General features: G+C 66.5%; 18 protein-coding genes and 1 riboswitch. Of the genes, 10 read left to right on the top strand and 8 right to left on the bottom strand.

Features of this window, described 5'->3' with window-relative positions; all coding sequences use genetic code 11:
* Positions 1 to 11 precede the first annotated feature (11 nt).
* Entirely contained in the window at positions 12 to 1,106 is a 1,095-nt protein-coding gene (locus tag JWN03_RS06660; RefSeq protein WP_297611247.1) for a D-alanine--D-alanine ligase family protein, read from the top strand.
* An 86-nt stretch (positions 1,107 to 1,192) separates the two neighbouring features.
* Complete coding sequence (locus JWN03_RS06655) at positions 1,193 to 1,483, top strand: DUF6191 domain-containing protein (RefSeq protein ID WP_297611244.1); 291 nt, start codon at positions 1,193 to 1,195, stop codon at positions 1,481 to 1,483.
* On the opposite strand, the gene JWN03_RS06650 is transcribed toward JWN03_RS06655, so the two are convergent.
* The gene (locus tag JWN03_RS06650) at positions 1,480 to 2,415 is read right to left on the bottom strand and encodes a DUF3515 domain-containing protein (protein WP_297611242.1); all 936 of its coding nucleotides are present in this window, start codon (positions 2,413 to 2,415) and stop codon (positions 1,480 to 1,482) included. The two genes, JWN03_RS06655 and JWN03_RS06650, sit on opposite strands and share 4 nt — an antisense overlap.
* Before the next feature lie 233 nt (positions 2,416 to 2,648).
* Between JWN03_RS06650 and JWN03_RS06645 the strand changes: the two genes are divergently transcribed.
* From JWN03_RS06645 to JWN03_RS06635, 3 genes are read left to right on the top strand one after another with little or no spacing between them, the layout of a single operon-like run.
* Positions 2,649 to 3,596 (top strand): thiamine-phosphate kinase, encoded by a 948-nt coding sequence (locus tag JWN03_RS06645; protein ID WP_297611526.1) that lies wholly within the window; start codon positions 2,649 to 2,651, stop codon positions 3,594 to 3,596.
* Between the two features lie 47 nt (positions 3,597 to 3,643).
* On the top strand, positions 3,644 to 4,321 hold the full coding sequence (locus JWN03_RS06640) for a uracil-DNA glycosylase (RefSeq protein ID WP_297611239.1): 678 nt from the start codon (positions 3,644 to 3,646) through the stop codon (positions 4,319 to 4,321).
* A 35-nt stretch (positions 4,322 to 4,356) separates the two neighbouring features.
* A complete protein-coding gene (locus tag JWN03_RS06635; RefSeq protein WP_297611236.1) occupies positions 4,357 to 4,620 on the top strand; it encodes a hypothetical protein in 264 nt (87 codons plus the stop codon).
* A 1-nt stretch (position 4,621) separates the two neighbouring features.
* Here the strand turns inward: JWN03_RS06635 and JWN03_RS06630 are convergent, their stop codons facing one another.
* Positions 4,622 to 5,119, bottom strand: coding sequence for a GNAT family N-acetyltransferase (locus tag JWN03_RS06630; protein WP_297611233.1), 498 nt, complete (start codon positions 5,117 to 5,119; stop codon positions 4,622 to 4,624).
* 81 nt (positions 5,120 to 5,200) lie between these two features.
* Entirely contained in the window at positions 5,201 to 5,389 is a 189-nt protein-coding gene (rpmB, locus tag JWN03_RS06625; RefSeq protein ID WP_209889521.1) for a 50S ribosomal protein L28, read from the bottom strand.
* 308 nt (positions 5,390 to 5,697) lie between these two features.
* Here rpmB and JWN03_RS06620 point away from each other — a divergent pair, with 308 nt between their 5' ends.
* Together JWN03_RS06620 and recG are read left to right on the top strand one after the other, a co-directional pair.
* Positions 5,698 to 7,857: a DAK2 domain-containing protein gene (locus JWN03_RS06620; protein ID WP_297611226.1), complete on the top strand. Its 2,160-nt coding sequence runs from the start codon at positions 5,698 to 5,700 to the stop codon at positions 7,855 to 7,857.
* Entirely contained in the window at positions 7,858 to 10,128 is a 2,271-nt protein-coding gene (gene recG / locus JWN03_RS06615; protein ID WP_297611223.1) for an ATP-dependent DNA helicase RecG, read from the top strand.
* Positions 10,129 to 10,605: 477 nt separating this feature from the next.
* On the opposite strand, the gene JWN03_RS06610 is transcribed toward recG, so the two are convergent.
* Both JWN03_RS06610 and JWN03_RS06605 read right to left on the bottom strand, forming a co-directional pair.
* The gene (locus tag JWN03_RS06610; protein ID WP_297611220.1) at positions 10,606 to 12,027 is read right to left on the bottom strand and encodes a short-chain fatty acyl-CoA regulator family protein; all 1,422 of its coding nucleotides are present in this window, start codon (positions 12,025 to 12,027) and stop codon (positions 10,606 to 10,608) included.
* A 216-nt stretch (positions 12,028 to 12,243) separates the two neighbouring features.
* Positions 12,244 to 13,458 (bottom strand): DUF445 domain-containing protein, encoded by a 1,215-nt coding sequence (locus tag JWN03_RS06605; protein WP_297611217.1) that lies wholly within the window; start codon positions 13,456 to 13,458, stop codon positions 12,244 to 12,246.
* A gap of 105 nt (positions 13,459 to 13,563) precedes the next feature.
* Between JWN03_RS06605 and JWN03_RS06600 the strand changes: the two genes are divergently transcribed.
* Entirely contained in the window at positions 13,564 to 14,463 is a 900-nt protein-coding gene (locus JWN03_RS06600) for a helix-turn-helix domain-containing protein (protein ID WP_297611214.1), read from the top strand.
* Between the two features lie 34 nt (positions 14,464 to 14,497).
* Here JWN03_RS06600 and JWN03_RS06595 read toward each other — a convergent pair whose 3' ends face one another.
* The 3 genes from JWN03_RS06595 to metE all read right to left on the bottom strand — a co-directional run bounded on the left by JWN03_RS06595 (position 14,498) and on the right by metE (position 18,463).
* Positions 14,498 to 14,677 carry a DUF1737 domain-containing protein gene (locus JWN03_RS06595; protein ID WP_297611211.1) on the bottom strand — a complete coding sequence of 60 codons (180 nt, stop codon included), beginning with the start codon at positions 14,675 to 14,677 and terminating at the stop codon, positions 14,498 to 14,500.
* Positions 14,678 to 14,716: 39 nt separating this feature from the next.
* The gene (locus JWN03_RS06590; RefSeq protein WP_297611208.1) at positions 14,717 to 15,985 is read right to left on the bottom strand and encodes an MFS transporter; all 1,269 of its coding nucleotides are present in this window, start codon (positions 15,983 to 15,985) and stop codon (positions 14,717 to 14,719) included.
* A 216-nt stretch (positions 15,986 to 16,201) separates the two neighbouring features.
* The gene (metE, locus tag JWN03_RS06585; RefSeq protein WP_297611206.1) at positions 16,202 to 18,463 is read right to left on the bottom strand and encodes a 5-methyltetrahydropteroyltriglutamate--homocysteine S-methyltransferase; all 2,262 of its coding nucleotides are present in this window, start codon (positions 18,461 to 18,463) and stop codon (positions 16,202 to 16,204) included.
* A 143-nt stretch (positions 18,464 to 18,606) separates the two neighbouring features.
* A riboswitch (cobalamin riboswitch) is annotated at positions 18,607 to 18,801 on the bottom strand.
* A gap of 325 nt (positions 18,802 to 19,126) precedes the next feature.
* Here metE and JWN03_RS06580 point away from each other — a divergent pair.
* A complete protein-coding gene (locus JWN03_RS06580; protein ID WP_297611203.1) occupies positions 19,127 to 22,531 on the top strand; it encodes a pyruvate carboxylase in 3,405 nt (1,134 codons plus the stop codon).
* Positions 22,528 to 23,112, top strand: coding sequence for a 16S rRNA (guanine(966)-N(2))-methyltransferase RsmD (rsmD, locus tag JWN03_RS06575; RefSeq protein ID WP_297611200.1), 585 nt, complete (start codon positions 22,528 to 22,530; stop codon positions 23,110 to 23,112). Before JWN03_RS06580 ends, rsmD begins: the two co-directional genes overlap by 4 nt.
* Positions 23,113 to 23,207 lie beyond the last annotated feature (95 nt).

Here is a 23,207-nt window from a genome sequence, read left to right as displayed (position 1 = left end):
GGGTTCCGGGCATGACCAACAGGATCCGGGTGGCGGTGGTGTTCGGCGGGCGCAGCAACGAGCATGGCGTCTCGTGTGTGTCGGCCCGTACGGTATTGGCCAGCCTCGATCCCGAACGGTACGAGGCGGTTCCGATCGGCATCACCCGGGACGGCACCTGGGTGCTGAGCGCCGCCGATTCGCAGGCGCTGACCGGCGACGCCAGCCTCGCCTCGGTGGATACCGCCGGCACCTCGCTGACCCTGGCCGTCGATCCCAGCCGCCCCGGCACCCTGGTCCAGCTCGACGGCCTGGACGCCGTACTCGGCCGGGTGGATGTGGTGTTCCCGGTGCTGCACGGCGCTTTCGGTGAGGACGGCACCCTGCAGGGGCTGCTGGAGCTCGCCGGAATCCCGTATGTCGGGCCGGGCGTGCTGGCCAGTGCCGCCGGTATGGACAAGGAATTCACCAAGAAACTCCTTGCGGCCGAAGGGCTTCCGATCGGCATTCAGGTGGTGCTGCGGCCGGGCATCGGCACGCTGTCGGACGGCGACCGTGATCGTCTCGGCCTGCCGGTGTTCGTGAAGCCCGCGCGGGGCGGCTCCTCCATCGGTATCGCCAAGGTCGACGACTGGTCTGAACTGGACGCCGCCATAACCGCTGCGCGCCAACATGATCCGAAGGTGATCATCGAGGCCGGCATCGTGGGTCGCGAAGTCGAGTGTGGCGTACTGGAATTCCCGGACGGTCGGGTGGAAGCCAGTGTGGTGGCGGAGATTCGGATGCCGGAGGAAACGCCCGAGGGGCCCGAGTTCTACGACTTCGATACCAAATACCTCGACGACGTCTGCGAATTCGATGTGCCGGCCAAGCTGGACGACGATGTGTCGCAACAGATTCGCGAGCTCGCCGTGCAAGCGTTCCGGGCGCTCGACTGCCAGGGACTGGCGCGTGTCGACTTCTTCGTGACCGCGGAGGGTCCGGTGATCAATGAAATCAACACCATGCCCGGCTTCACCGCCATCTCCATGTACCCGAAGATGTGGGAGGCCACCGGTCTGGATCACAGGGATCTGGTGACCAATCTGGTGGAGACCGCTCTCTCCCGGGGGATCGGCCTGCGCTGAATCCACCTATCGGTGGATAGCCGTGCGACTTCAGGGTGACGGCAGGCACAGCGCCGCGGCGTAATCTGGCTGGCGTGATTATGGCTATGACGATCCCCGGCCTGGCCCTGCTGATCATTGCGGTGGCCTTCGCCGAGCTGGCCTATCGCAAGGTGACCGGCCGCGCGGGGCTGCCGTGGATGCGGGGCACCGACGCCGAGGAGCGCAGTGCCGCCGCCATCGGATTCGAGCAGTTCGGCTCGGTCTTCGAATCCGGGAAGAAGCACGAATTCGAGCAGCGGCAGTCGGTGCTCATGCATCGCGAGAATCCGGGCGACGGGACCGACGGCCTGGAGATCGACCTCACCAAGGGCAAGGCCACGCTGCGCAAGCCTTAGCCCGGAAGTGGTCCCGGATCCAGTGGTTTCTGCGGGATCACCTTGGTGATGGCATCCGAAATCTCCTGCAGCGGAGTCGGTCCCGCATTGTCCGGCATGGTCAGCGCGATATACGTGCCGCGATCGACCGCCCACCAGGTGCCGGAGGTAGCACCACTGGTCTGGTCGCGCACATCGAACCAGCTGACATTGTTCACAACCTGCAGCGGCGACGCCCGATTGAATTCCAGCGGCCGATCCATACCGCACCGCAGCACAATGGCGTCGCCACCCTCCGGCAACTGCCACGCCTTGGTCGCGACGGGCGCGGGCTGCACCAACTCGGAAGTCGTGTAATCGCCGAGCTTCTCCGGCAGCGCGGGCAGCAGCGCCGAACACTCCGGCCCACCGGCTGCCGGCGCCTGCACCGACCCCAGCACCAACGCGTCCCGGGTCGGATGCCGATTGGCCATGACACCCATGACGAGCACACCCGCGATCAGCGCGATCGGCAACGCGATCGCCGTGGCGATGAGCGCCGGCGAACGCCGCTCCTCGTGTTCCTCGACCACCGTGCCCGCATCGGAGGCAGCTGCGCCGTCGGTCGCGGAATCGCCTGAATCATCGGCGCCCTCGTCAGAGCCAGAATCGCCTACAGCCTCGGCTGAACCTTCGATACCTGCGGAATCGCCCGCGATCTCGGCTGAGTCGGCAGCTGTGTCCGCGCCGTCGCCCGAACCGCTGGCAGCGTGGGAATCGCCTGCGGTCTCGACTGAACCTTCGGCAGCGGCGGCTGTGCCGGCGGCTTTGCCTGATCCTTCGGAGGCGGTGGAGTCGGCTGTCGCAGGGCTGTTCGCGTCCAGCGCTGCGGTCGTCCGAGTTGCGGAGGCCGATTCGCTGGTGGCGTCCGGGTGGGTGGAATCCGGTTCGCTGCCGCGGGTGTCGTTGCTCATCCGGTCGTCGGTCCCCGATCGTGCCGTGCCGGGCACAGCTGTCCCGGCTGGTGGTCGTCGATTGCGTGTCCGAGGGTACCGTTCTCAGGTCCGCGATCCGCAGCCCACTCACCGCCGAGGAGACCGTCATCACCGCCAGCAGCAGTCCGCACGGCGCCGCGAGTAGTGCCACTGCGCGTCGTACACCGGGTGGCGCCGCCGACAGTGCTGCAGGGGCAGGTGGTTCCGGGACTGTGCGTGAGCTCGGGGAGTTCGGGTTGATCGCGCGGATGAATGCTGGGCGTATTCAGGCTCCGAATGTGCTGCTCGGGCCGGGGGATGATGCGGCCGTGGTGGCCGCACCGGCCGGTCGGTTCGTGGTGACCACCGACATGCTGGTGCAGGATCGGCACTTCCGGCTGGATTGGTCGAGCGCGCACGATATCGGGCGCAAGGCCATTGCCCAGAACGCCGCGGATGTGGTGGCCATGGGTGCGACGCCGAGCGCCTTCGTGGTGTCCTTCGGCTGCCCCTCGGACACCCCGGTCGACTTCGTGACCGAGCTCGCGGACGGTATGTGGGCGGAGGCGGAGCGGGCCGGTGCGTCGATCGCGGGCGGTGATGTGGTGCGCAGCCCGCTGCTGGTGATTTCGGTGACCGCCTTCGGTGATCCGGGGGAGCGCGAGCCGATTCTCAAGTCCGGCGCCAGGCCCGGTGATGTGGTGGCGGTGGCCGGACTGCTGGGTTGGTCGGGCGCGGGTTATGCGGTACTCGATGCCGGCAACTCTGACGTGGATGCCACTTCCTTCGCCGATGTGGTTGCCGTGCACCGGGTTCCACAGCCGCCGTACGAGGCTGTGCTGGACCTACCGGTGTCCGCGGTCATTACGGCCCTCACCGATGTCTCCGACGGCCTGCTCGCCGATATGGGACATATCGCCGAATCTTCCGGTGTTGCCATCGATCTCGACTCCGCCGCCCTGCACGACCCGGTGCTGGAGTCGATTGCCGCCACGCTCGGCGGGAATGCGCTCGACTGGATTCTGGCCGGCGGCGAAGATCATGCCTTCGCCGCGACTTTCGCCGCCTCCAGCGCTGTGCCCGCAGGTTGGCGGCCTGTCGGACGGGTTGTCGCCGGGTCGGGAGTGACCGTCGACGGGACCGCCCGAAACGGACCTACCGGTTGGGAATCCTTCGCATAGGTGGGCGGGATTCCGCCGCGAATCCGGTCACGATAAGTTTTCCCGACATGGGCGCCAAACCACTGTCGGAGGTCATGGATTCGGGCTGGGCTGAGGCCCTCGAACCAGTGACCGATCGCATCGCCGAGATGGGCGAATTCCTTCGTACCGAAAACGCCGAGGGGCGTGGCTATCTCCCCAATGGGGAGAATGTGCTGCGCGCATTCCAGCGGCCGTTCGACAAGGTGCGGGTGCTGGTCGTCGGCCAGGATCCGTATCCGACCCCGGGCCATGCCATGGGATTGAGTTTCTCGGTGGCACCGGATGTTTCGCCGGTGCCGCGCAGCCTCGGCAATATCTTCTCCGAGTACACCAAGGATCTGGAGTACCCGACGCCGTCGTGCGGTGATCTTTCGCCGTGGTCGGATCAGGGGGTGCTCATGCTGAACCGAGTACTGACCGTGCAACCGGGTCAAGCCGCCTCGCATCGCGGTAAAGGCTGGGAGGCGGTGACAGAGCAGGCGATTCGCGCATTGGTCGCCCGTGACCAGCCGCTCGTCGCGATTCTGTGGGGCCGGGACGCGTCGACTTTGAAGCCGATGCTGGGGTCGACTCCGTTCCTCGAATCCGCCCATCCGTCACCCTTGTCGGCCTCGCGTGGATTCTTCGGATCGCGGCCGTTCTCACGAACCAACGAATTGCTGGGTACATTGGGTGCCGCGCCGGTGGACTGGCGTCTGCCCTAAGCGCGAATCCGTTGATCCGATTCAGGAGCATGTGTATGCAGAAGAAGACTGCCCGTGGCGTTTTCGCCGTTCTCGCCGCGGGTGCCGCGCTGGCCGCTCCGGCGGTCGCGAATGCCGAGCCGCTGACGCTGGAACCGGCTCCGGCCGCGACCACCACGACGACGACCAATTCATCGCCTGTGGCCAGCCTGTTCGATACCAATAGCGCTACGTCGATGTCGTCTCAGGTGACGTCGCAGACGGCGTGCATGTTCCAGTCGATCAGCCAGCAGGTGGATTGCTTCACCGGCAATCGCTGATTCAGCTCGACCGCCCGCGGCGCACCATGCGCACTTCGATTGCGGGCGTGAAGGCTTCGACTCGGCGGGTGCCGTCGAGTTCGAAGCCGTATTTGCGGTAGAAGGCCCGGGCACGCGGATTCTCCTCGAACACCCAGAGGGAGGTATCGGCGTCCTGGGCCAGCACCGTCTCCATGAGTTCGGATGCCAAACCGGTGCCGTACCAGGCGGCGCGCACGTACATGGCGCTGAGTTCCCGCTCGGCGGTGGGTGATTCATCCCTATTGGGGCCGCTGCTGGCGAATCCGACGACCGTATTGTCGGCGACCGCGACCGCGATAATTCCCGCGTACTCGACCCGGATCCGTTCCCACTGCTGCGCGCGGCGGTCGACGTCGAAGGCGGCGTGTACGTGTGCGGGCACCAAATCCTGGTAAGCCTCACGCCAGCAGGCGATATGGCATTCGGCCAGACCGTAGGTGTGCTCGGCTCCCAGCGGAAGTACCTGCCATTCAGCCACTTCGAACCCTCCCATTGCACAGCAAAAGCCCCGGATCACCCATTCTGGGTGCCGGGGCTTTTGTTCGAAAGCTGTTTTAAATCAGCGCGTGACCTTGCCGGCCTTCAGGCAGGAGGTGCACACGTTCATGCGCCGGGTGTTGCCGGGGGCAACCTGGGCGCGGACGGTCTGGATGTTCGGATTCCAACGACGGTTGGTGCGCCGGTGCGAATGCGAAACCGACTTACCGAAGCCGGGGCCCTTGGCGCAGACGTCGCAGACGGCAGCCATAGTCGCGAGCTCCTTCATGTCATGTTCGGACGCTGCTCGAAATAAACAGCGAGTCCGGAAACGTAATGTCTGGGGACGTGCCTGCCAGCGGATCGCTAGCGAACGCGTTTCTGATACCTGATAAGGATCAGTGCCCGCGTCGGGCAACCGCACAAGAGTAACCGCCCCCCAACTGCCATGTCCAATTGCCCCCCGCCCGACAGCGGGGAACACGGGCGAACGGCAGGTGACGGCGGGGTGTCGGTGTTCCCGACTAGGCTGGCGGCCGGGGTCGTAAGGCCATGAAATGCGGCGGAAGGACGGTGACGGTGCCCGCGGTTGGGGACGTGCTCGACGGTGCTGCGCTGCTGCGCTGGGGGCAGGGCTGCCTCGACGGCCTCGAACGCCACCGTGACGAGATCAATGCGCTGAACGTATTCCCGGTAGCGGACTCCGACACCGGCACCAACCTGTTCAGCACCATGCGCGCCGCAGTACGAGCCGCCGAAGCCCTCGCCGCAGACCGCACCGGCGGCGCGGCAGGCAAGGCAGGAAGCGCCGATTCGGGTCGCGCCGACGAGCAGGTGACCGCCAACACTGCTCAGGCGAGCGCTCTCCCGACTGTAGACCGATTCGGTGAGGACGGTTCCGGCGCTGCGGCCCGACCTATAGAACAGGGTCTGGATGCCACTGGGCGAGTGGACCCGGCTACCGCTGGCGATCGACTCGGCCGAAGTACCGACGCCCCGCCGAGTACGGGGTTGTCGGCGCGAGAGGTTGCCGGGGCCATGGCTCGGGCGGCGACTATCGGGGCCCGGGGGAATTCGGGAATCATCCTGTCGCAGGTACTGCGCGGGGTGGCCGAAGCGGTGAGTGATGAGCCGCTCGATGAACAGACATTGCGGGAAGGACTGCGGCGAGCGGCGCTGCTGGTGCGGGAGGCGCTGAGTTCGCCGGTCGAGGGGACCATGTTGACCGTGCTCGACTGTGCGGCTGAGCGCGCTGCCGACTGCCCGGAGCGGACGCTGGCCGCTGTTGCGCTCGCCGCTGCTGATGGTGCGGCGAAGGCGCTCGGTGAGACCCCCGGACAGCTCGGAGTACTGCGGCAGGCTGGGGTCGTGGACGCCGGCGCGCGGGGACTGCTGGTCCTGTTGGACGAGTTGGTGACTACGACCGGTGGACAGCCGGCGGCCCGACCTGCATACGTACGGAATGGCGAGCGCGGCGCGCGACCCGGGGGCGGCATGAGCGCGGTCGGTCCGTCGGGTGCGGCGTCCTGGAGCTCCGGGACAGTCGCCAACGCGACCCGTCCAACGGCCACGAATGCGGAGAATATTGCCGGTACCGCTGGCGCGGCGACTGGGAGCTCCGGGACAGCCGCCGCCGTGGCCGGTGCGAGTGCCTCGACTGCGGCCGGCATGGCAACCGGGAATGCGGTTGGCACGGCAGGTGCGGCGGCCGCGCATGCGCCGCATGTCGGCGGCTCGATGGGTACGCCGAATGCGTTGGGGCCGAGTGGCATCGGGATGCGGGGTGGAAGTCTTGGTGGCGGCGGGCATGAGACGGCGGAGCAGGGGTTCGCCGGGGGGTATGCGCCGCGGTACGAGGTCATGTACTTGCTGAGTGGGACCGATGAGCAGCGGGTCTCGGGGTTGCGGGAACAGCTTGACGGGCTGGGGGATTCGGTTGTTGTCGTGGGGGATGGGGGCGGGATGTGGTCGGCGCATGTGCATTGTGCGGATGCGGGCGCGGCGGTCGAGGCCGGGCTGGCGGCGGGGTGGCTGAGCGGGATTCGGATCGAGACGCTGGCTGTGTCGGCGCATGCGCCGGGCGGGCCGGTGGAGCGCGGGATCCTGGCGGTGGCCTCCGGGTCGGGCGCGGTGCGCCTGTTCGAGGATGCGGGGGCCGAGGTGCTCGAGGGCGAAGTGACGGCCCAGTCGCTGCTGGCCGGGATTCGCCGACTGCCGCATCGTGAGGTGCTGGTGCTGCCGAACGGCGCACTGCCCGCACACGAGTTGATGGCGGTGAGTGTGGCCGCGCGCGACGGGAATCGCGATGTGCTCATGCTGCCGAGCGCCTCGATGGTGCAGGGGCTGGCGGCGCTTTCCATGCACGACGGTGGGCGGATCGCCGCCGACGATGTCTTCGCCATGTCCGAGGCGGCGGCCGGAACCCGTTGGGGCGCTTTGCAAATCGCGCCGGAGCGCGCGCTCACGATTGTCGGCACCTGCGAGGCGGGTGACGGGCTGGGCCTCGTCGGGCACGATGTGGTGGTCATCGATTCGGATGTGGCCTCCGCCGGCTGCACCCTGCTGGACCGAATGCTCGGTCTCGGTGGGGAATTGGTGACCATGCTCGTCGGTGCGGAAGCGCCGCAGGGTCTTTCGGAGGAATTGGCCGAGCACGTCGGCGCCTCGTTCCCGGGCGTCGAGGTGGTGGTGTATCCCGGTGGTCAGGCCGGTGATCTGGTGCAGATCGGGGTGGAATAGGTGGCGACACTGGGTGATCGGCTCGACCATGTGCTCGGCGTGAAGGCCGCCGAACCGCTGGCCGAGGCGTTCGATATGAGCACCGTCGAGGACCTGCTACGGCACTATCCGCTGCGCTATGCCACGCAGGGGCAGCCGCTCACCGAGGAGGCGCCGGAGGAGGGGCAGCACATCACCGTCATGGGCCGGGTCACCAAAACCGACCTGCGTCCCATGAAGAATCGGCGCGGAAGCCTACTGAAGGTGAACCTCGATACCGGCTCCGCGAAGCCGATCGAGGTCACCTTCTTCAATGGCGACAAGGTGCGCCACCTGGTGAAGGAGGGTGTGCGGGCCATGATGTCCGGCACCGTGCACTGGTGGCGGCCGGACCGGTGGAACCTCTCGCATCCGGACTATCTGATCCTGCCCGATAAGGGCGACGGCTCGGTCGAGAGCCTCACCTCGGTCCGCGGCGGCGGTGCCCTGCGCGGACTGGCGCAGAGCGCGAAAGGCGCCGGGGGCGTGGATATCTCGTTCTTCGAGCGGGAGTTCATTCCGGTGTATCCGGCCACCGCGAAGGTGCAGAGCTGGGATCTGCTGCGCTGTGTGCGGCAGGTGCTCGATCAGCTCGATCCCATCGAGGATCCACTGCCCGAAGAACTGCGCGCCGAGCACTCGCTGGTGCCGGTCTCCGATGCGCTGCGGCTCATCCACCTACCCGAGAGCAAGTCCGATATCGAAGAGGCCAGGGGCCGACTGCGTTTCGACGAAGCCCTCGCCCTGCAGTTGGTGCTGGCCGAGCGGCGGCATCAGGCAGAAGGACGCACAGCGAAGGCGAGCCTGCCGCGCACCGACGGCATTGCCGCCGCCTTCGACAAGCGGCTGCCGTTCGAATTGACGGAGGGTCAGCAGACTGTCATCGAAGAGATCTCCGCCGATCTGTCGCGCACCCATCCCATGCACCGGCTGCTGCAGGGCGAGGTGGGTTCCGGTAAGACCATCGTGTCCCTGCTCGCCATGCTGCAGGTGGTCGACAACGGTCAGCAGTGCGCACTGCTTGCGCCGACGGAAGTCCTTGCCTCCCAGCACTATCGGTCGCTGAAGAATATGCTCGGTGATCTCGGCAATGCCGGTGAGCTGGGTGCGTCCGATATCGCCACCAAGGTGGTGCTGGTGACCGGCTCCATGTCGGTGGGCCAGAAGCGGGCCGCGCTGCTGGACGCCGTCACCGGCGAGGCGGGCATTCTGATCGGCACGCACGCCCTCATCCAGGATTCGGTGGAGTTCTTCGACCTCGGCATGGTGGTGGTCGACGAACAGCACCGCTTCGGTGTGGAGCAGCGAGATGCCCTGCGCGCCAAGGCCAAGAACGGCATCAGCCCGCACCTGCTGGTCATGACCGCCACCCCCATCCCGCGCACCATCGCCATGACCACCCTCGGTGATCTGGAGACCTCCACCCTCACCCAGCTGCCGCGCGGCCGCTCACCCATCACCTCGAAGGTAGTGCCCGCCAAGGCGAAACCGTCCTGGGTGGATCGCGCCTGGGAGCGCATCCACGAGGAGGTGCAGGCCGGGCGTCAGGCGTACGTGGTGTGCTCCCGCATCGGCGATGAGGAAGAGAACGGTAAAACCAAGGGCCGCAAGGTGAAAGCCGAAGAGGAGAAGGAAGGCCCCACCACGCACTCCGCCGTCGACATCTACCAGATGCTCAGCACCGGCGCGCTGAAAGACCTGCGCATCGGCCTGCTGCACGGCCGTCTCCCCTCGGATGAGAAGGACCGCGTCATGCGAGCCTTCAACGATGCCGAGATCGACGTCCTGGTCTGCACCACCGTCGTCGAAGTAGGCGTGGACGTCCCGAACGCGACCGTCATGGTGATCGTGGACGCCGACCGCTTCGGCGTGAGCCAGCTGCACCAGCTCCGCGGCCGCGTCGGCCGAGGCAAACACCCCGGCCTCTGCCTCCTCATCACCGAATCCGGCCCGGTAGGAACGGCAATGGCCCGCCTGGAAGCGGTAGCCGGCACCACCGACGGCTTCGAACTGGCAGTCCTGGACCTCCGCCAGCGCCGCGAAGGCGACGTCCTGGGCTCCGCCCAATCCGGCACCGCCCGCAGTCTCCGCCTCCTCTCCCTCCTGGACGACCTAGAAGTAATCACCGCCGCACAACAACTGGCCCGCGAAGTAGTCACCGCCGACCCCGGCCTCCAAAAACACCCCGGACTGGCCAGCATGATGAACGCCGCCGTAGACGGCGAACGCCTGGAATACCTGGCCAAGTCCTAACCCGCCGCCCCCACCCTGGCGCCCCCACCAACCGACAGGACGCTCCATCGAGTGGGCTCTCATCGTGGCGACACGCCGTAAACGCCACTGTAAGAGCCCACTCGATGCCGGATCCGCTGTGGTGCGTCGTGTGTTTGTGTCTGGAGAAGGTGACCAGGGCCAGGCCCCCCGTTAGGGGGCCGAGGGTTCCGCCCTGAGCTGGGAGCCCAAGCCTGGTACGGCAGGCGACGTGCCCAGCACGGCTTCTTTTTCGCACGTCTGTCGACGGAACAGCCTGTCTCGGTGCCGAACAGCGTTTACAAGGTTTGTTCGATCAAGAGACGCACTGTTCGATCAAGAGACGCACTGTTCGGTCAGAGAGACGCGCTGTTCGGTTGGGTGCGCTGTGCGGTCGGGGAGATGGGCTGTTCGGTTGGGGGCGCTGTTCGGTCGGGGAGATGGGCTGTTCGGTTGGGGGACGGGCTGTTTGGTGCGGCCTTACTGGGGGAGGCGGGGGTAGGGGAGGTCGCTGCTGGTGTTTTCGGTGATGGCTAGGGGGCGGCCTATTTGGGGGAAGGCGCGCTGGGCGCAGCTGGGGCGTTCGCAGACCTTGCAGCCGGCGCCGATTTGGATGGCGGTGGTGGGGTCTTCCAGTTGCAGGCCGCGGGAGTAGGACAGGCGGTCGGCGTATTCGATATCGCAGCCCAGGCCGATGGCGAATTCTTTGCCGGCGGTGCCGAATCCGGTGGGGGTGGGGGTGGTGGTGCGGGCGATCCACAGGTAGCGGCGGCCGTCGGGCATGGCGGCGACCTGGGTCAGCATGCGGCCGGGGTGGGCGAAGGCCTCGTGTACTACCCAGAGGGGGCAGCTGCCGCCGACTCTGGAGAAGTGGAATGCGGTGGCGGACTGGCGTTTCGAGATATTGCCCGCGCGGTCGGTGCGGATCAGGAAGAAGGGCACGCCGCGCTGGCCCTGCCGCTGCAGGGTGCTGAGCCGGTGGCAGATGGTTTCGAAGCCGACCTCGAAACGCAGGCTGAGCAGGTCGATATCGTAATGTAGCTCTTCGGCCGAGCGCAGGAATTTGCTGTACGGCAGCACCAGCGCGCCGGCGAAGTAGTTGGCCAGGCCGACCCGGGCCAGGGTGCGGGATTCCCCTGTGAGCGAAGGGGTGTCGTCCAGCACCTCGTCGAGCAGATTGCCGTGCAACAGGAATGCGAGGGTGGACGCGATCTGGAAGGCGCGCTGCCCGGGCCGGAGTCTTCGGGCGAGCGTGAGTGTCCGGGTTTCCGGTTCATAGTGGCGCTTGGGCACATTCGGGTCGGCCCCGTCGCCGCGCACCAGCACCGTGACGCCCGCGCGCTCCTCGGCCACTCGCGCGAGCTGCCGGTCCAGCGAGCCGACGGTGAGCCCGCAGTCATCGAACAATCGCTCCGCCGCGAGATCCAGCTGTGCAATGTGATTGTGATGGTCGTAGAAGAAGTCGCGCACGTCCTCGTACGGCATCGGCACGCCCGGAGCGCCGGTGGGCGTGGCGACCTTGGCGGAGAGCAGATCCAGTTGATCGGTGGCCGCCCGTAGTCGACGGTGCATGGCCACAACGATTTTCGAGACCTCCGGCATGCGGGTCGCCAGATCTTCGACCTCGGCGACCGGTGCGGCATTACCGCCGGCGGCCTCCACCAGAATTTCGTGTAGATCGGAGACGAGGCGGGCATCGGAATCCGCGGCGAAGAACTGCACATCCAGATCGAACGTGGAGTTCAGTTTGAGGAGCACCGGAATGGTCAGTGGCCGTTGATCTCGCTCGAGCTGGTTGAGGTAGCTGGGGGACAGATCCAGGGATTTGGCCAAGGCCGCCTGGGTCATCCGCCGTTCCTCGCGCAACCGTCGTAGTCGGGCACCCGCATACATCTTGCGCACAATGCGAGATGCTACCGATCAGGGTTTGCAAACATCGCAATATGAAGGTACTTGTCCGCTTTTCTTATTGCTGCATGGGATTTCGCCGTCGCGGACTGACTGCGTAGCATGCGAATTCGGCAATTCGGGCACTTTCGCGCAGAGTCCTCATCGTACGCGGGCCCTGCGTTCACCGAGGCCGAACCACCGCCGAATGCGGCGGCGAAATCGGCCGTATCACGTCAGCAACACGTGAACCTGAAGTTCGCCGACGAGGAATCCGAGCACCGCGCCGATGGCCACCAGTTTCCATTCGTCCTGTTTGAACGCGGGCCGCAGCAGGCCCTCGTATTCGTCGTCGCTGAGCTGCTTGGTCTTCTCGATGACCAGGCTGCGCACGTCCAGGGCTTCGATGGCGTGCCGGTCGAAGCCGGAATCGGCAGCGGCGCGCACATGATCGAGCACGAAGGTGACGGCATCGCGTTGCAGGCCGGTGTAGCTCTCGCGCGCGACCATGAGCATGAGCGGTTTGGCCGGTCCGGTTTGCAGGTCGAGAAATTCGGTGACGTGGTGATCGAGTATCGAAGCCAACCGGTCGGCCCGCTCTCCGTTCAGCACCGCCTCCAGAATGCGTGCGGGGGTGAGGATTTCGGTGGCGATGAGATCGCCGTAATCGGTGCAGACCTCGTCGCGGCGCTTGTGGAACAGGCCCTGCCAGCGCAATGGCCCGATACCGACCGGACGGATCGGTCGGAAGATCATCTGCAGTGCCAGCCAGTCGGTGACCAAACCGGTGAAACCGCCGAAAGCGGGCATGAGCCAAGAGGAATGAGTGAACGCCCAGGTGATCATCTGCACAAAACCGAGCACCGTGCCGAAGATCAGCCCCGAGCGCACGATGAACCGCAGTTCGTTGCGGCCGACCCGGCGCACCATCTCCACCAGCAGTGTCTTATCGTCCACCAGCGCGCTGATGGCCATGCCCCGCAGATCCATCACCTGATCGAGATTGGTGCGCAGATCGACGACGATATCCTCGATGAGCTGCGGCAGATCCCGTTGCGCGCGTTCGATAATGGCGCGCCGCCCGGCCTCGGGCATGTTCACCCACAGCCGCGGCTGATGCTTCATCATCATCTCGCGGACCATGTAGTCCACGCCCGCGTCCAGGGGTTCGCGCAGGCGCGTGGTCAGTTCGGCGATATCGATGCGGGCGATGATGTCCTGCGGATCGATGAGCTTGCCGAACATGAGGTCGACCGCAATGGTCGCCATGCGCGGCGCGGAGCGCGGGATGACGCCCTGCCAGCCGAACCACGGTGGGATGCCGCGGAATTCGAGCGGATACATGAGCATCTGCACGGCGACGATCTTGGTCACCCAGCCGATGAGCGCGGCGACGAGCGGAATCGAGCAGTACAGCAGCCAGTGGTCGGCGAAATCGGCGATCACGAGGAGGTCGGCTCCGGTGTCCAGCGTATTGCCATGCCCGCTCCTCGATGCGACTATTCGAATAGAATGATTCGGTTATTCGTATCGAGAGGTTAGGAGACGCACGTGCCCGCTGGCAAGACGGAGAGCTCGCCGCCTACCCAGCGCGTCATCTCCATCGTGGAACTGCTCGCGGCACAGCGGAACACACTCACCTCCGCCGAGATCGCCGACAGTCTCGACCTCAACCGCTCCACCGCCGGGGCGATCCTGTCCGCGCTCGCCGAACGCGGGTGGGTGCGACGATTGCCGGATCTGACCTACCAACTCGGCCCGGCCGTCGCCGCGCTCGGCCGACGGGTCGCCGATACCCGTGGTGATCGGATCTGGCTGAACGAGGAACTGGAGCGACTGGCCGCGCGCGTCGACTGCGGCGCGGCTCTGACCGCTGTCGCCGGTGAGCGCATCGAGTTCGTCGCCGTGACCCGCGATCGGCTCACCGTGGGGATCGAGTCCGGCGCGCGCATACCGCTGCGCGCACCCGCCGGCGCGGCCATCATCGCCCACTCCGGCCCTGCGCTCCAACAGGATTGGCTGCAGACCCGCGGACCCGAACGGCGCGAGGAATACCGGGATGTCCTGTCCACTCTGCGTGCCACCGGTTACTGCGCCTGGCGGCTGGAACCCGACAGCATGCCCACCGTCCGGGTGCTCTCCGAAGTCGCCGATCACCTCGCCGATCACCCGGCGAGCAAGGATCTGCGCGGCCGGGTGCTGGCCCAGCTCGGCGCCATTATCGGCAGCGCCTACGACCAGGCGACGTTCGACGAGGAGATCCCACTGCCGATCAGCTATATGAGCGCACCGGTCTTCGACGGCGGCGGGCATGCGGTCATGGAACTTCAGATCGGCCCCCTCCGAATGGATGTCACCCGCGACGAACGCCGCCGCTACCTGGCCGAACTGGCCACCGCCGCCCGCCGCATCGGCGACGGCATCAACAGCAAGAACCACGCCCGAACCTGATACCGCTGCCCGCCTGCACCTCCGCTGCGGCAGGTTACTCCTCGGAGTCCAGCACAACCGCCTGGGCCGCAATCACATTCGTGCCGTTGAAGGTCACCGACGGCGACCCGTGCAGCCGGTAACCGTCCTCGAGCAGCCGGCTGATCCGCTCGCAGAAGGTGGCGTCGTCGGGGCCGGTGATGAGGCGATAACGCAGGCGCGGGTCGTCGGTCATACGCCCGAGCCTAAGCCGGGGCGTATGACGGATCACCGGTCAGCCCGCCGGTGCCGCGCCCGCCGCGGGCTCGGCGCCGAATCGAATTCCCTTGGCCTCCTTGCCTATCGCGGTGAGGAATATGACCGCAATCAGGACCGGAATGATCGTGGCGGCGAGCGCGAACGGGTAACCGTGCGATTCGGCGAGGCGTTCCTGGATCGGCAGGTTCAGCGAGGCCAGGAGATTGCCCAGCTGGTAGGTGACACCGGGATAGAAGCCACGGATTGCGTCGGGGGACATCTCGGTGAGATGCGCGGGGATGACGCCCCAGGCGCCCTGCACCATGAGCTGCATCAGGAACGAGCCCAGGCAGAGCATGGCCGCGGTGTGGGAGTACGCGAACAGCGGGATGATCGGCAACCCGAGCAGTGCACAGAAGATGATCGTGTACCGGCGCCCGTACCGCTGCGACAGGCTGCCGAAGACCAGGCCGCCGATAATCGCACCGATGTTGTAGATCACCGCGATCCACTTGGCGGTGACGGTCGACAACCCCGCACCGCCGTGCTGGGTGGCGGAAAGGAAGGTCGGATAGACATCCTGCGTGCCGTGGCTCATCCAGTTGAATGCCGTCATGAGCAGCACCAGGTAGACGAAGCGGCGAACAATGACCGGGTTGGTCATGATGTCGCGGAACGAGGTCTTGGTGACGAGCCGCTGCTTCTGAGTGGATTCCCATACCTCGGATTCACGCACCCGGGTGCGCAGAATCAGGATGATCAGGGCGGGGATGATCGACAGTGCGAACAGCCAGCGCCACGACAGCCCGAGCCAATTCGTCACCAGCAGTGAGGCGAGTGAGGCCAGCAGGTACCCGAACGAGTAGCCCTCCTGCAGTAGCCCCGAGAAGAAGCCGCGCCGCTCCGCCGGAATCTTCTCCATCGCCAGGGCAGCGCCGAGACCCCACTCGCCACCCATGCCGATCCCGTAGAGCATGCGCAGAATCACCAGCACGGTGAAGTTCGGCGCGAACGCACAGAGGAATCCGACCACCGAGTACACGGCCACATTCACCATGAGCGGAACGCGCCGCCCGATCCGGTCGGCCCACAATCCGAAGATCAGCGCCCCCACCGGCCGCATGATCAGCGTCGCAGTCGTAATGAAGGCGACTTCCCCCTTGGACCTGTCGAAACTCTTCGCGATATCGGCATAGACGAAGATCACGATGAAGTAGTCGAACGCATCCATGGTCCAGCCGAGCTGCGCGGCGAAGAACGAATTGCGCTGATCCGCAGTGAGTTTGGTCCTCGGTACCGTAGTCATGGTTCCCCTCGTCTCGGCCGGCGCGCTGCCTCGACGACAAGAACCCGACCGGTTCGGAAATCACCGGAGACAGCAAGCGCATCAATACTGGCGCGTCTCCGCCGATCTTGTCGGCCCTTTGGCGACATCCCTGGTCAGTTCGGGGTGCCCGCAGCGAAAAGGGCCCGCAGCCGGATGACTGCGGGCCTTTCCCCCGAAGGTCAGGCTAGGGGCGAATCAGCGCACCGCGCGGGCCGCTTCGACCATATTGCGGAGGGAGGCTTCGACCTCGGCCGGGCCGCGGGTCTTGAGGCCGCAGTCCGGGTTTACCCAGAGGCGTTCTGCGGGAACTGCTTTCAGGGCCTCGCGCAGGGAAGTTGTGATTTCGTCGACTTCCGGGACGCGGGGGGAGTGGATGTCGTAGACGCCGGGGCCGACGCCGAGGGCGAAGCCTGCGGCATTGAGGTCGTCGAGGACTTCCATGTGGGAGCGGGCCGCTTCGATGGAGGTGACGTCGGCGTCGAGGGCGGCGATGGCGCCGATGACCTCACCGAACTCCGAATAGCAGAGGTGGGTGTGGATCTGGGTGGCATCCGAGACGCCGGCGGTGGCGAGGCGGAAGGCGGCGACCGCCCACTCCAGGTACTGCTGCTTGGCGTCGGCGCGCAGCGGCAGCAGCTCGCGCAGGGCGGGCTCGTCGACCTGGATGACGCGGATGCCCGCGGCCTGCAGATCGACCGTCTCGTCGCGAATCGCGAGCGCCACCTGGCGGGCGGTGTCCTCGATCGGCTGGTCGTCGCGCACGAACGACCACGCGAGAATGGTCACCGGACCGGTCAGCATGCCCTTGACCGGCTTATCGGTGAGCGACTGCGCGTATTCGATCCACTCGACCGTCATCGGATTCGGCCGTGCCACATCGCCGTACAGGATCGGCGGGCGCACGCAGCGGCTGCCGTAGGACTGCACCCAGGCGTTCGCGGTGGCATGGAAGCCGGTCAGCTGCTCGGCGAAGTACTGCACCATGTCATTGCGCTCGGGCTCGCCGTGCACCAGCACGTCCAGGCCCAACTTCTCTTGCAAGGCAATGACATCGGCGATCTCGGCGCGCATGCGATCGCGGTACTGCTCGGCCGTGATCGTGCCCTTGGTGAAGGCCGCCCGGTCCTTCCGGATCGCGGTCGTCTGCGGGTAGGAGCCGATCGTGGTGGTCGGCAGCAGCGGCAGCGAGAGCCGTTCCTGCTGCAGCACACGGCGATCCGCTGCCGGGGCGCGGTGGGTGGCGGACGTGCCGAGCGCGCTGAGGCGGGCCCGCACGGTGTCATTGCGCAGCCGGGGATCGGTGGCGCGGGCGGCGAGAGCCGCACGGGCAGCAGCCAATTCATCGGCTACCGCCTCGGTGCCCGCGTGCAGTGCGGTGGCCAGCAGGCGCACCTCGGAGACCTTCTCGGCACCGAATGCGAGCCACGAGCGCAGCGCCGCATCGATATCGGTCTCCGCCCCGAGCGAATACGGCACGTGCAGCAGCGAGCAGGAGGTCGACACCACCAGCGCGCCGGTGCTGCCGAGCAGCGTGCCCAGGGTGGCGAGCGCACGATCGGCATCGGTGCGCCACACATTGCGGCCGTCCACCACGCCGGCCACGATCAGCTTGCCCGCCAGCGCCGGAAGCGCCGCCACGGCATCCACGGTGGCCCCGGTGGTGAGATCCAGGGCAATGCCCTCGACCCCGGTCGCCGCCAGCACCTGCAGGGCCGCACCCGGGCGGCCGAAGTAGCTGGCCACCAGCAGTGCGGGCCGATCGGCGGTCGCCGACAGCTCCTCGTACACCCGGCCCGCGACGGCGAGTTCGGCCTCCGTCAGATCGGTGACCAGCACCGGCTCATCGAGCTGCACCCACTGCGCGCCTGCCGCTGCGAGCTGGGCCAGCAGCTCGAAGTACAGCGGCAGCAGGGCGTCGATTCGCCGCAGCGGATCGCCCTCGGCATCCTTGGCCAGCTTCAGGAAGGTGAGCGGGCCGATGATCACCGGGCGGGCGGGCACATCGAGCGCCAGCGCCTCGCGCAGCTCGGCGAGGATCTTCTCCGGGTTCAGCGTGAACTCGGTGTGCGCACCGAACTCCGGCACCAGGTAGTGGTAGTTGGTGTCGAACCACTTGGTCATTTCCAGGGGTTCGGCCGAATCATTGCCGCGGGCGGCCGCGAAGTAGCGGTCCAGCGGATCGGCGATACCGGCAACACGCGGCGGCAGTGCGCCGAACATGGCGGCGGTGTCCAGCATTTGGTCGTAATAGGAGAAGGTGCCGACCGGAATCGAATCCAGTCCGGCCGTGACGAGCTCGGCGAGCTGGGCCCGGCGCAGCTGGGCGGCGACCGCGTGCAGTTCGTCCGCGCTGCTGCGCCGGGCCCAGTAGGACTCGGTCGCGCGTTTGAGTTCACGGTTCGGCCCGATCCGGGGCAGGCCGAGAACTGTTGCGGTGAAAGGGGAATTGTTGGTCACGGCTGTGCTCCAAGTGTTCCATTGCCACTGGTCGACGCCACAGGTGAGCACGAACGCAGGAGTCCCCGGGAGCGCCGTTGTCGCGGCGTGCGGGAATCACCGGTCCGTCCACCCAGTCCACGAGGCGGAGACCGCCGGATACGGCGTATCCGGCGCATTCGGCAGGTCTTCGGACTCGCAGGCACCGGCCTTTCGGCCGACCTAATGGCCGTCGCTTCCCAGGTATACACCCAGTGCTTCTGACGGCGGTCGTTCCTGCATACCGCTGCGGGACAGTTCCGGATTTTCACCGGATTCCCTCTCACCCGCCCACCCGAATCGAATGGACCGGCTTCGACGCGCGGCGTGATGAGCGGAGGCTTCCGACACATGCACCGAGCGAACCGATTGCCAGATGAGCATATCGGCTCTGTCGATCGGCCCGGCGCGGGAGACACTTCGCTGCTACCGACGGGTAGTCCGGCCGGTCCGTACCGGTGGCTCTTCACTGCCTCGCCTTAGCAAGTCGGCGAACCCCGGCGGCCGCGATGCGTGGACCTCACAGGAGTGCATGTGTCCAGGTGATGAACAGAAATTCGCAACCGCCCGGTATGTGACTGTGAAGATTGCTGCGAACGCGGCTTCGATGCCCGCCGGGCATACCGGGGCAGGTACCTTAGGCGAATGTTCTCCAAAGTCCTGGTCGCCAACCGCGGCGAGATCGCCATTCGCGCATTCCGCGCGGCCTACGAACTCGGCATCGGCACGGTCGCGGTGTTTCCGTACGAGGACCGCAACTCGGTCCACCGGTTGAAGGCCGACGAGGCGTACCAGATCGGGGAGCCCGGGCATCCGGTGCGGGCGTACCTGTCCATTGCGGAGATCATCAGTGCGGCCAAGTCCGCCGGCGCGGACGCCATCTACCCCGGGTACGGATTCCTTTCCGAGAACCCGGATTTGGCGGCCGCCTGTGCGGCGGAGGGCATTACCTTCGTGGGGCCGTCGGCACATGTGCTCGAGCTGACCGGTAACAAGGCGCGGGCGATTGCCGCGGCCAAGGCTGCCGGATTGCCGGTACTCGCCTCCAGTGAGCCGTCCTCGGATGTCGCCGAGTTGATGGCCGCTGCCGAGAGCATGCACTTCCCGCTCTTCGTCAAGGCGGTCGCCGGTGGTGGCGGGCGGGGTATGCGCCGGGTCGCCGACAAGGCCCAGCTGCGTGAGTCCATCGAAGCCGCTGCGCGTGAGGCTGAATCGGCGTTCGGTGATGCGACGGTGTTCCTCGAGCAGGCGGTGATCAACCCCCGTCACATCGAGGTGCAGATCCTGGCTGATCAGCAGGGCAATGTCATCCACCTGTACGAGCGCGACTGCTCGCTGCAACGCCGTCACCAAAAGGTGATCGAGATGGCGCCCGCGCCGAATCTGGATCCCGCACTGCGGGACCGGATTTGCGCTGATGCGGTGGCATTCGCCAAGGAGATCAACTACAGCTGCGCGGGCACTGTGGAGTTCCTCCTCGATGAGCGTGGCAATCACGTTTTCATCGAGATGAATCCGCGTATCCAGGTGGAGCACACGGTCACCGAAGAGATCACCGATGTCGACCTCGTGCAGTCGCAGATGCGTATCGCAGCGGGGGAGACCCTGGAAGACCTTGGCCTGAGCCAGGATTCGATCGTCATCCGGGGTACGGCGTTGCAATGTCGCATCACCACCGAAGACCCGGCGAACGGCTTCCGCCCCGACACCGGCCGTATCACCGGTTACCGCAGCCCCGGCGGCGCGGGTGTACGCCTCGACGGTGGCACCAATGTCGGCGCTGAGGTCGGCGCGTACTTCGATTCCATGCTGGTGAAACTCACCTGTCGTGGCCGCGACTTCCCGACCGCCATGGCCCGCGCCCGGCGGTCGGTGGCCGAGTTCCGTATTCGTGGCGTGACGACCAATATCCCGTTCCTGCTTGCGGTGCTCGACGACCCGGACTTCAAGGCCGGCCGTGTCACCACCTCGTTCATCGAGGAGCGCCCGCAGTTGCTGACGCTGAAGAGCTCTGCCGACCGCGGTACCAAGATTCTGAACTACCTGGCCGACGTCACGGTGAACAAACCGCACGGCACCCGGCCTACCAAGCTGTACCCGCACGACAAGTTGCCCGCGATCGACACCACCGTGCCGCCGCCGCCCGGATCGCGGCAGCGACTGCTGGAGTTGGGACCGGAGGGCTTCGCCCGCGCGCTGCGTGCGCAGCAGGGTGTGGCGGTCACCGACACCACTTTCCGTGATGCGCACCAGTCGCTGCTGGCCACCCGCGTGCGGACCAACGGTCTCCTGGATGTAGCGGGGCATGTCTCGCGCCTGACGCCAGAGCTGCTGTCCATCGAATGCTGGGGTGGCGCAACCTATGATGTGGCGCTGCGGTTCCTGTACGAGGACCCGTGGGAGCGTTTGGCCGCACTGCGCGAGGCCGTGCCGAACATCAACTTGCAGATGCTGCTGCGTGGCCGCAATACCGTCGGTTACACGCCGTACCCCGAAAAGGTCACGCGTGCTTTCGTTTCCGAGGCGACGGCGACCGGCATCGATATCTTCCGCATCTTCGACGCCCTCAACAATGTCGACCAGATGCGCCCCGCGATCGATGCGGTATGCGAAACCGGTACTGCCGTAGCGGAAGTCGCCATGAGCTACACCGGCGACCTGTCCGATCCGAACGAGACCCTCTACACCCTCGACTACTACCTCAAGCTCGCCGAGCAGATTGTCGAGGCCGGGGCGCACATCATCGGCATCAAGGACATGGCGGGCCTGCTGCGGGTACCGGCCGCCGCCACCCTGGTGACCGCGCTGCGGCGAGAGTTCGACCTGCCGGTACACGTGCACACCCACGACACACCCGGCGGTCAGCTGGCCACCTATCTGTCCGCCTGGCAGGCCGGAGCTGACGCCGTCGACGGTGCGAGTGCACCGATGGCCGGTACCACCAGCCAGCCCGCGCTGTCGGCAATCGTTGCGGCAGCGGCGAATTCACCGCACGACACCGGGTTGAGCCTGCAGAACGTGTGCGATCTGGAGCCGTACTGGGAGTCGCTGCGCAAGGTGTACGCGCCTTTCGAATCCGGACTGCCGGGCCCGACCGGCCGCGTCTACACCCACGAGATCCCAGGCGGCCAATTGTCGAACCTGCGCCAGCAGGCCATCGCTCTCGGCCTGGGCGACCAGTTCGAGGAGGTCGAAGCGAAATATGCTGCGGCCGACCGCATTCTGGGCCGCTTGGTCAAGGTCACCCCGTCTTCCAAGGTTGTCGGCGATCTCGCCTTGGCATTGGTGGGATCCGGTGTCGATGTCGAGGACTTCGCCTCCGACCCGGGCCGCTACGACATCCCGGATTCCGTAATCGGCTTCCTCCGAGGCGAACTCGGCACTCCGGCCGGAGGCTGGCCCGAACCGTTCCGCACCCGCGCGCTTGCGGGCCGTGGCCCGGCCAAGCCGGAAACCCAGCTCACCGCCGACGACGAGGCGGGTCTCGCGGGTAGCTCCGATCAGCGTCGTGGGACGCTGAACCGGCTGCTGTTCCCCGCACCCACCGCCGAATTCCTCGCCCACCGCGAGAAGTTCGGCGATACCACCAACCTGTCCGCCAACCAGTTCTTCTACGGCCTCCGCCACGACGAAGAGCACCGCGTCCAGCTGGACAAGGGCGTCACCCTGCTCATCGGCCTCGAAGCCATTTCCGAGCCCGACGAGCGCGGTATGCGCACGGTCATGTGCATTCTCAATGGCCAGCTGCGCCCCATCACCGTGCGTGACCGCTCCATCGCCAGTGAAGTCCCGACCGCCGAGAAGGCCGACAAGAACAATGCCGGCCATATCGCCGCCCCGTTCGCCGGTGTGGTCACCCTCGCTGTCTCCGAAGGTGATTCGGTCACGGTGGGCGATACCATCGGCACCATCGAGGCCATGAAGATGGAAGCCGCCATCACCGCTCCGCGGGCGGGCACGGTGCGCCGGGTCGCCATCAGCAAGGTCCAGCAGGTCGAAGGCGGCGATCTGCTGGTGGACGTGAACATCACCGAGACAGCCGCCGAATGACGCGAATCATCGGAGGCACCGCGGGCGGACGACGACTACGCGTCCCGCCCGCGGGCACCCGCCCCACCTCGGATCGTGTTCGCGAGGCGCTCTTCAATGTGCTCGCGTCCCGCATGGATTTCGACGGCACCCGCGTCCTGGACCTGTACGCCGGCTCCGGCGCCCTCGGCCTGGAAGCGCTGTCCCGCGGCGCATCCCACGCCCTGCTGGTCGAAGCCGACCGCAAGGCCGCCACGGTGATCAGCGGCAATATGACCGACCTGGGTCTCCCCGGCGCAGAACTCCGCACCAATACGGTGGCCGCTCTCCTGGGCCGCACCGCGGTGGGTACCGGCGCATCCTCCCCGGCGGGCGGCCCCTACGACCTGGTCTTCTCCGACCCGCCCTACGACCTGGACGTCGCCGAGGTGGAGGACGACCTCCGTGCCCTCGCCGAAGGCGGCTGGCTCCACCCCGAAGCCCTGATCGTCGTGGAACGCTCCACTCGCAGTCCCGAACTGACCTGGCCCACCGGCTTTTCCCCGCTGAAGTCCCGCACCTACGGCGAGACCCGCCTCGACTTAGCCGAATACGAGCCCTGAACCAAGATCACCAGGAACTGACGGCGGCATTGCACGAGTAATTGCCGCCGTCAGTTCCTGGTCGACGGTCGCACCCGCCTTTGGTCGGGCATGGC

Source organism: Nocardia sp. (assembly GCF_025465275.1).
Taxonomy (GTDB): domain Bacteria; phylum Actinomycetota; class Actinomycetes; order Mycobacteriales; family Mycobacteriaceae; genus Nocardia.
The sequence above is the reverse complement of the archived record's forward strand: the minus strand, read 5'-3'. Positions and strand labels throughout refer to the sequence as shown.

Coding starts and splice junctions, on each gene's coding strand:
- rpmB (WP_209889521.1), bottom strand. CDS start 5,389: ATGGCTGCCGTCTGCGACGTCTGCGCCAAGGGCCCCGGCTTCGGTAAG.
- JWN03_RS06580 (WP_297611203.1), top strand. CDS start 19,127: ATGTTCTCCAAAGTCCTGGTCGCCAACCGCGGCGAGATCGCCATTCGC.
- JWN03_RS06635 (WP_297611236.1), top strand. CDS start 4,357: ATGCAGAAGAAGACTGCCCGTGGCGTTTTCGCCGTTCTCGCCGCGGGT.
- JWN03_RS06590 (WP_297611208.1), bottom strand. CDS start 15,985: ATGACTACGGTACCGAGGACCAAACTCACTGCGGATCAGCGCAATTCG.
- JWN03_RS06660 (WP_297611247.1), top strand. CDS start 12: ATGACCAACAGGATCCGGGTGGCGGTGGTGTTCGGCGGGCGCAGCAAC.
- JWN03_RS06595 (WP_297611211.1), bottom strand. CDS start 14,677: ATGACCGACGACCCGCGCCTGCGTTATCGCCTCATCACCGGCCCCGAC.
- JWN03_RS06650 (WP_297611242.1), bottom strand. CDS start 2,415: ATGAGCAACGACACCCGCGGCAGCGAACCGGATTCCACCCACCCGGAC.
- JWN03_RS06655 (WP_297611244.1), top strand. CDS start 1,193: ATGACGATCCCCGGCCTGGCCCTGCTGATCATTGCGGTGGCCTTCGCC.
- rsmD (WP_297611200.1), top strand. CDS start 22,528: ATGACGCGAATCATCGGAGGCACCGCGGGCGGACGACGACTACGCGTC.
- JWN03_RS06640 (WP_297611239.1), top strand. CDS start 3,644: ATGGGCGCCAAACCACTGTCGGAGGTCATGGATTCGGGCTGGGCTGAG.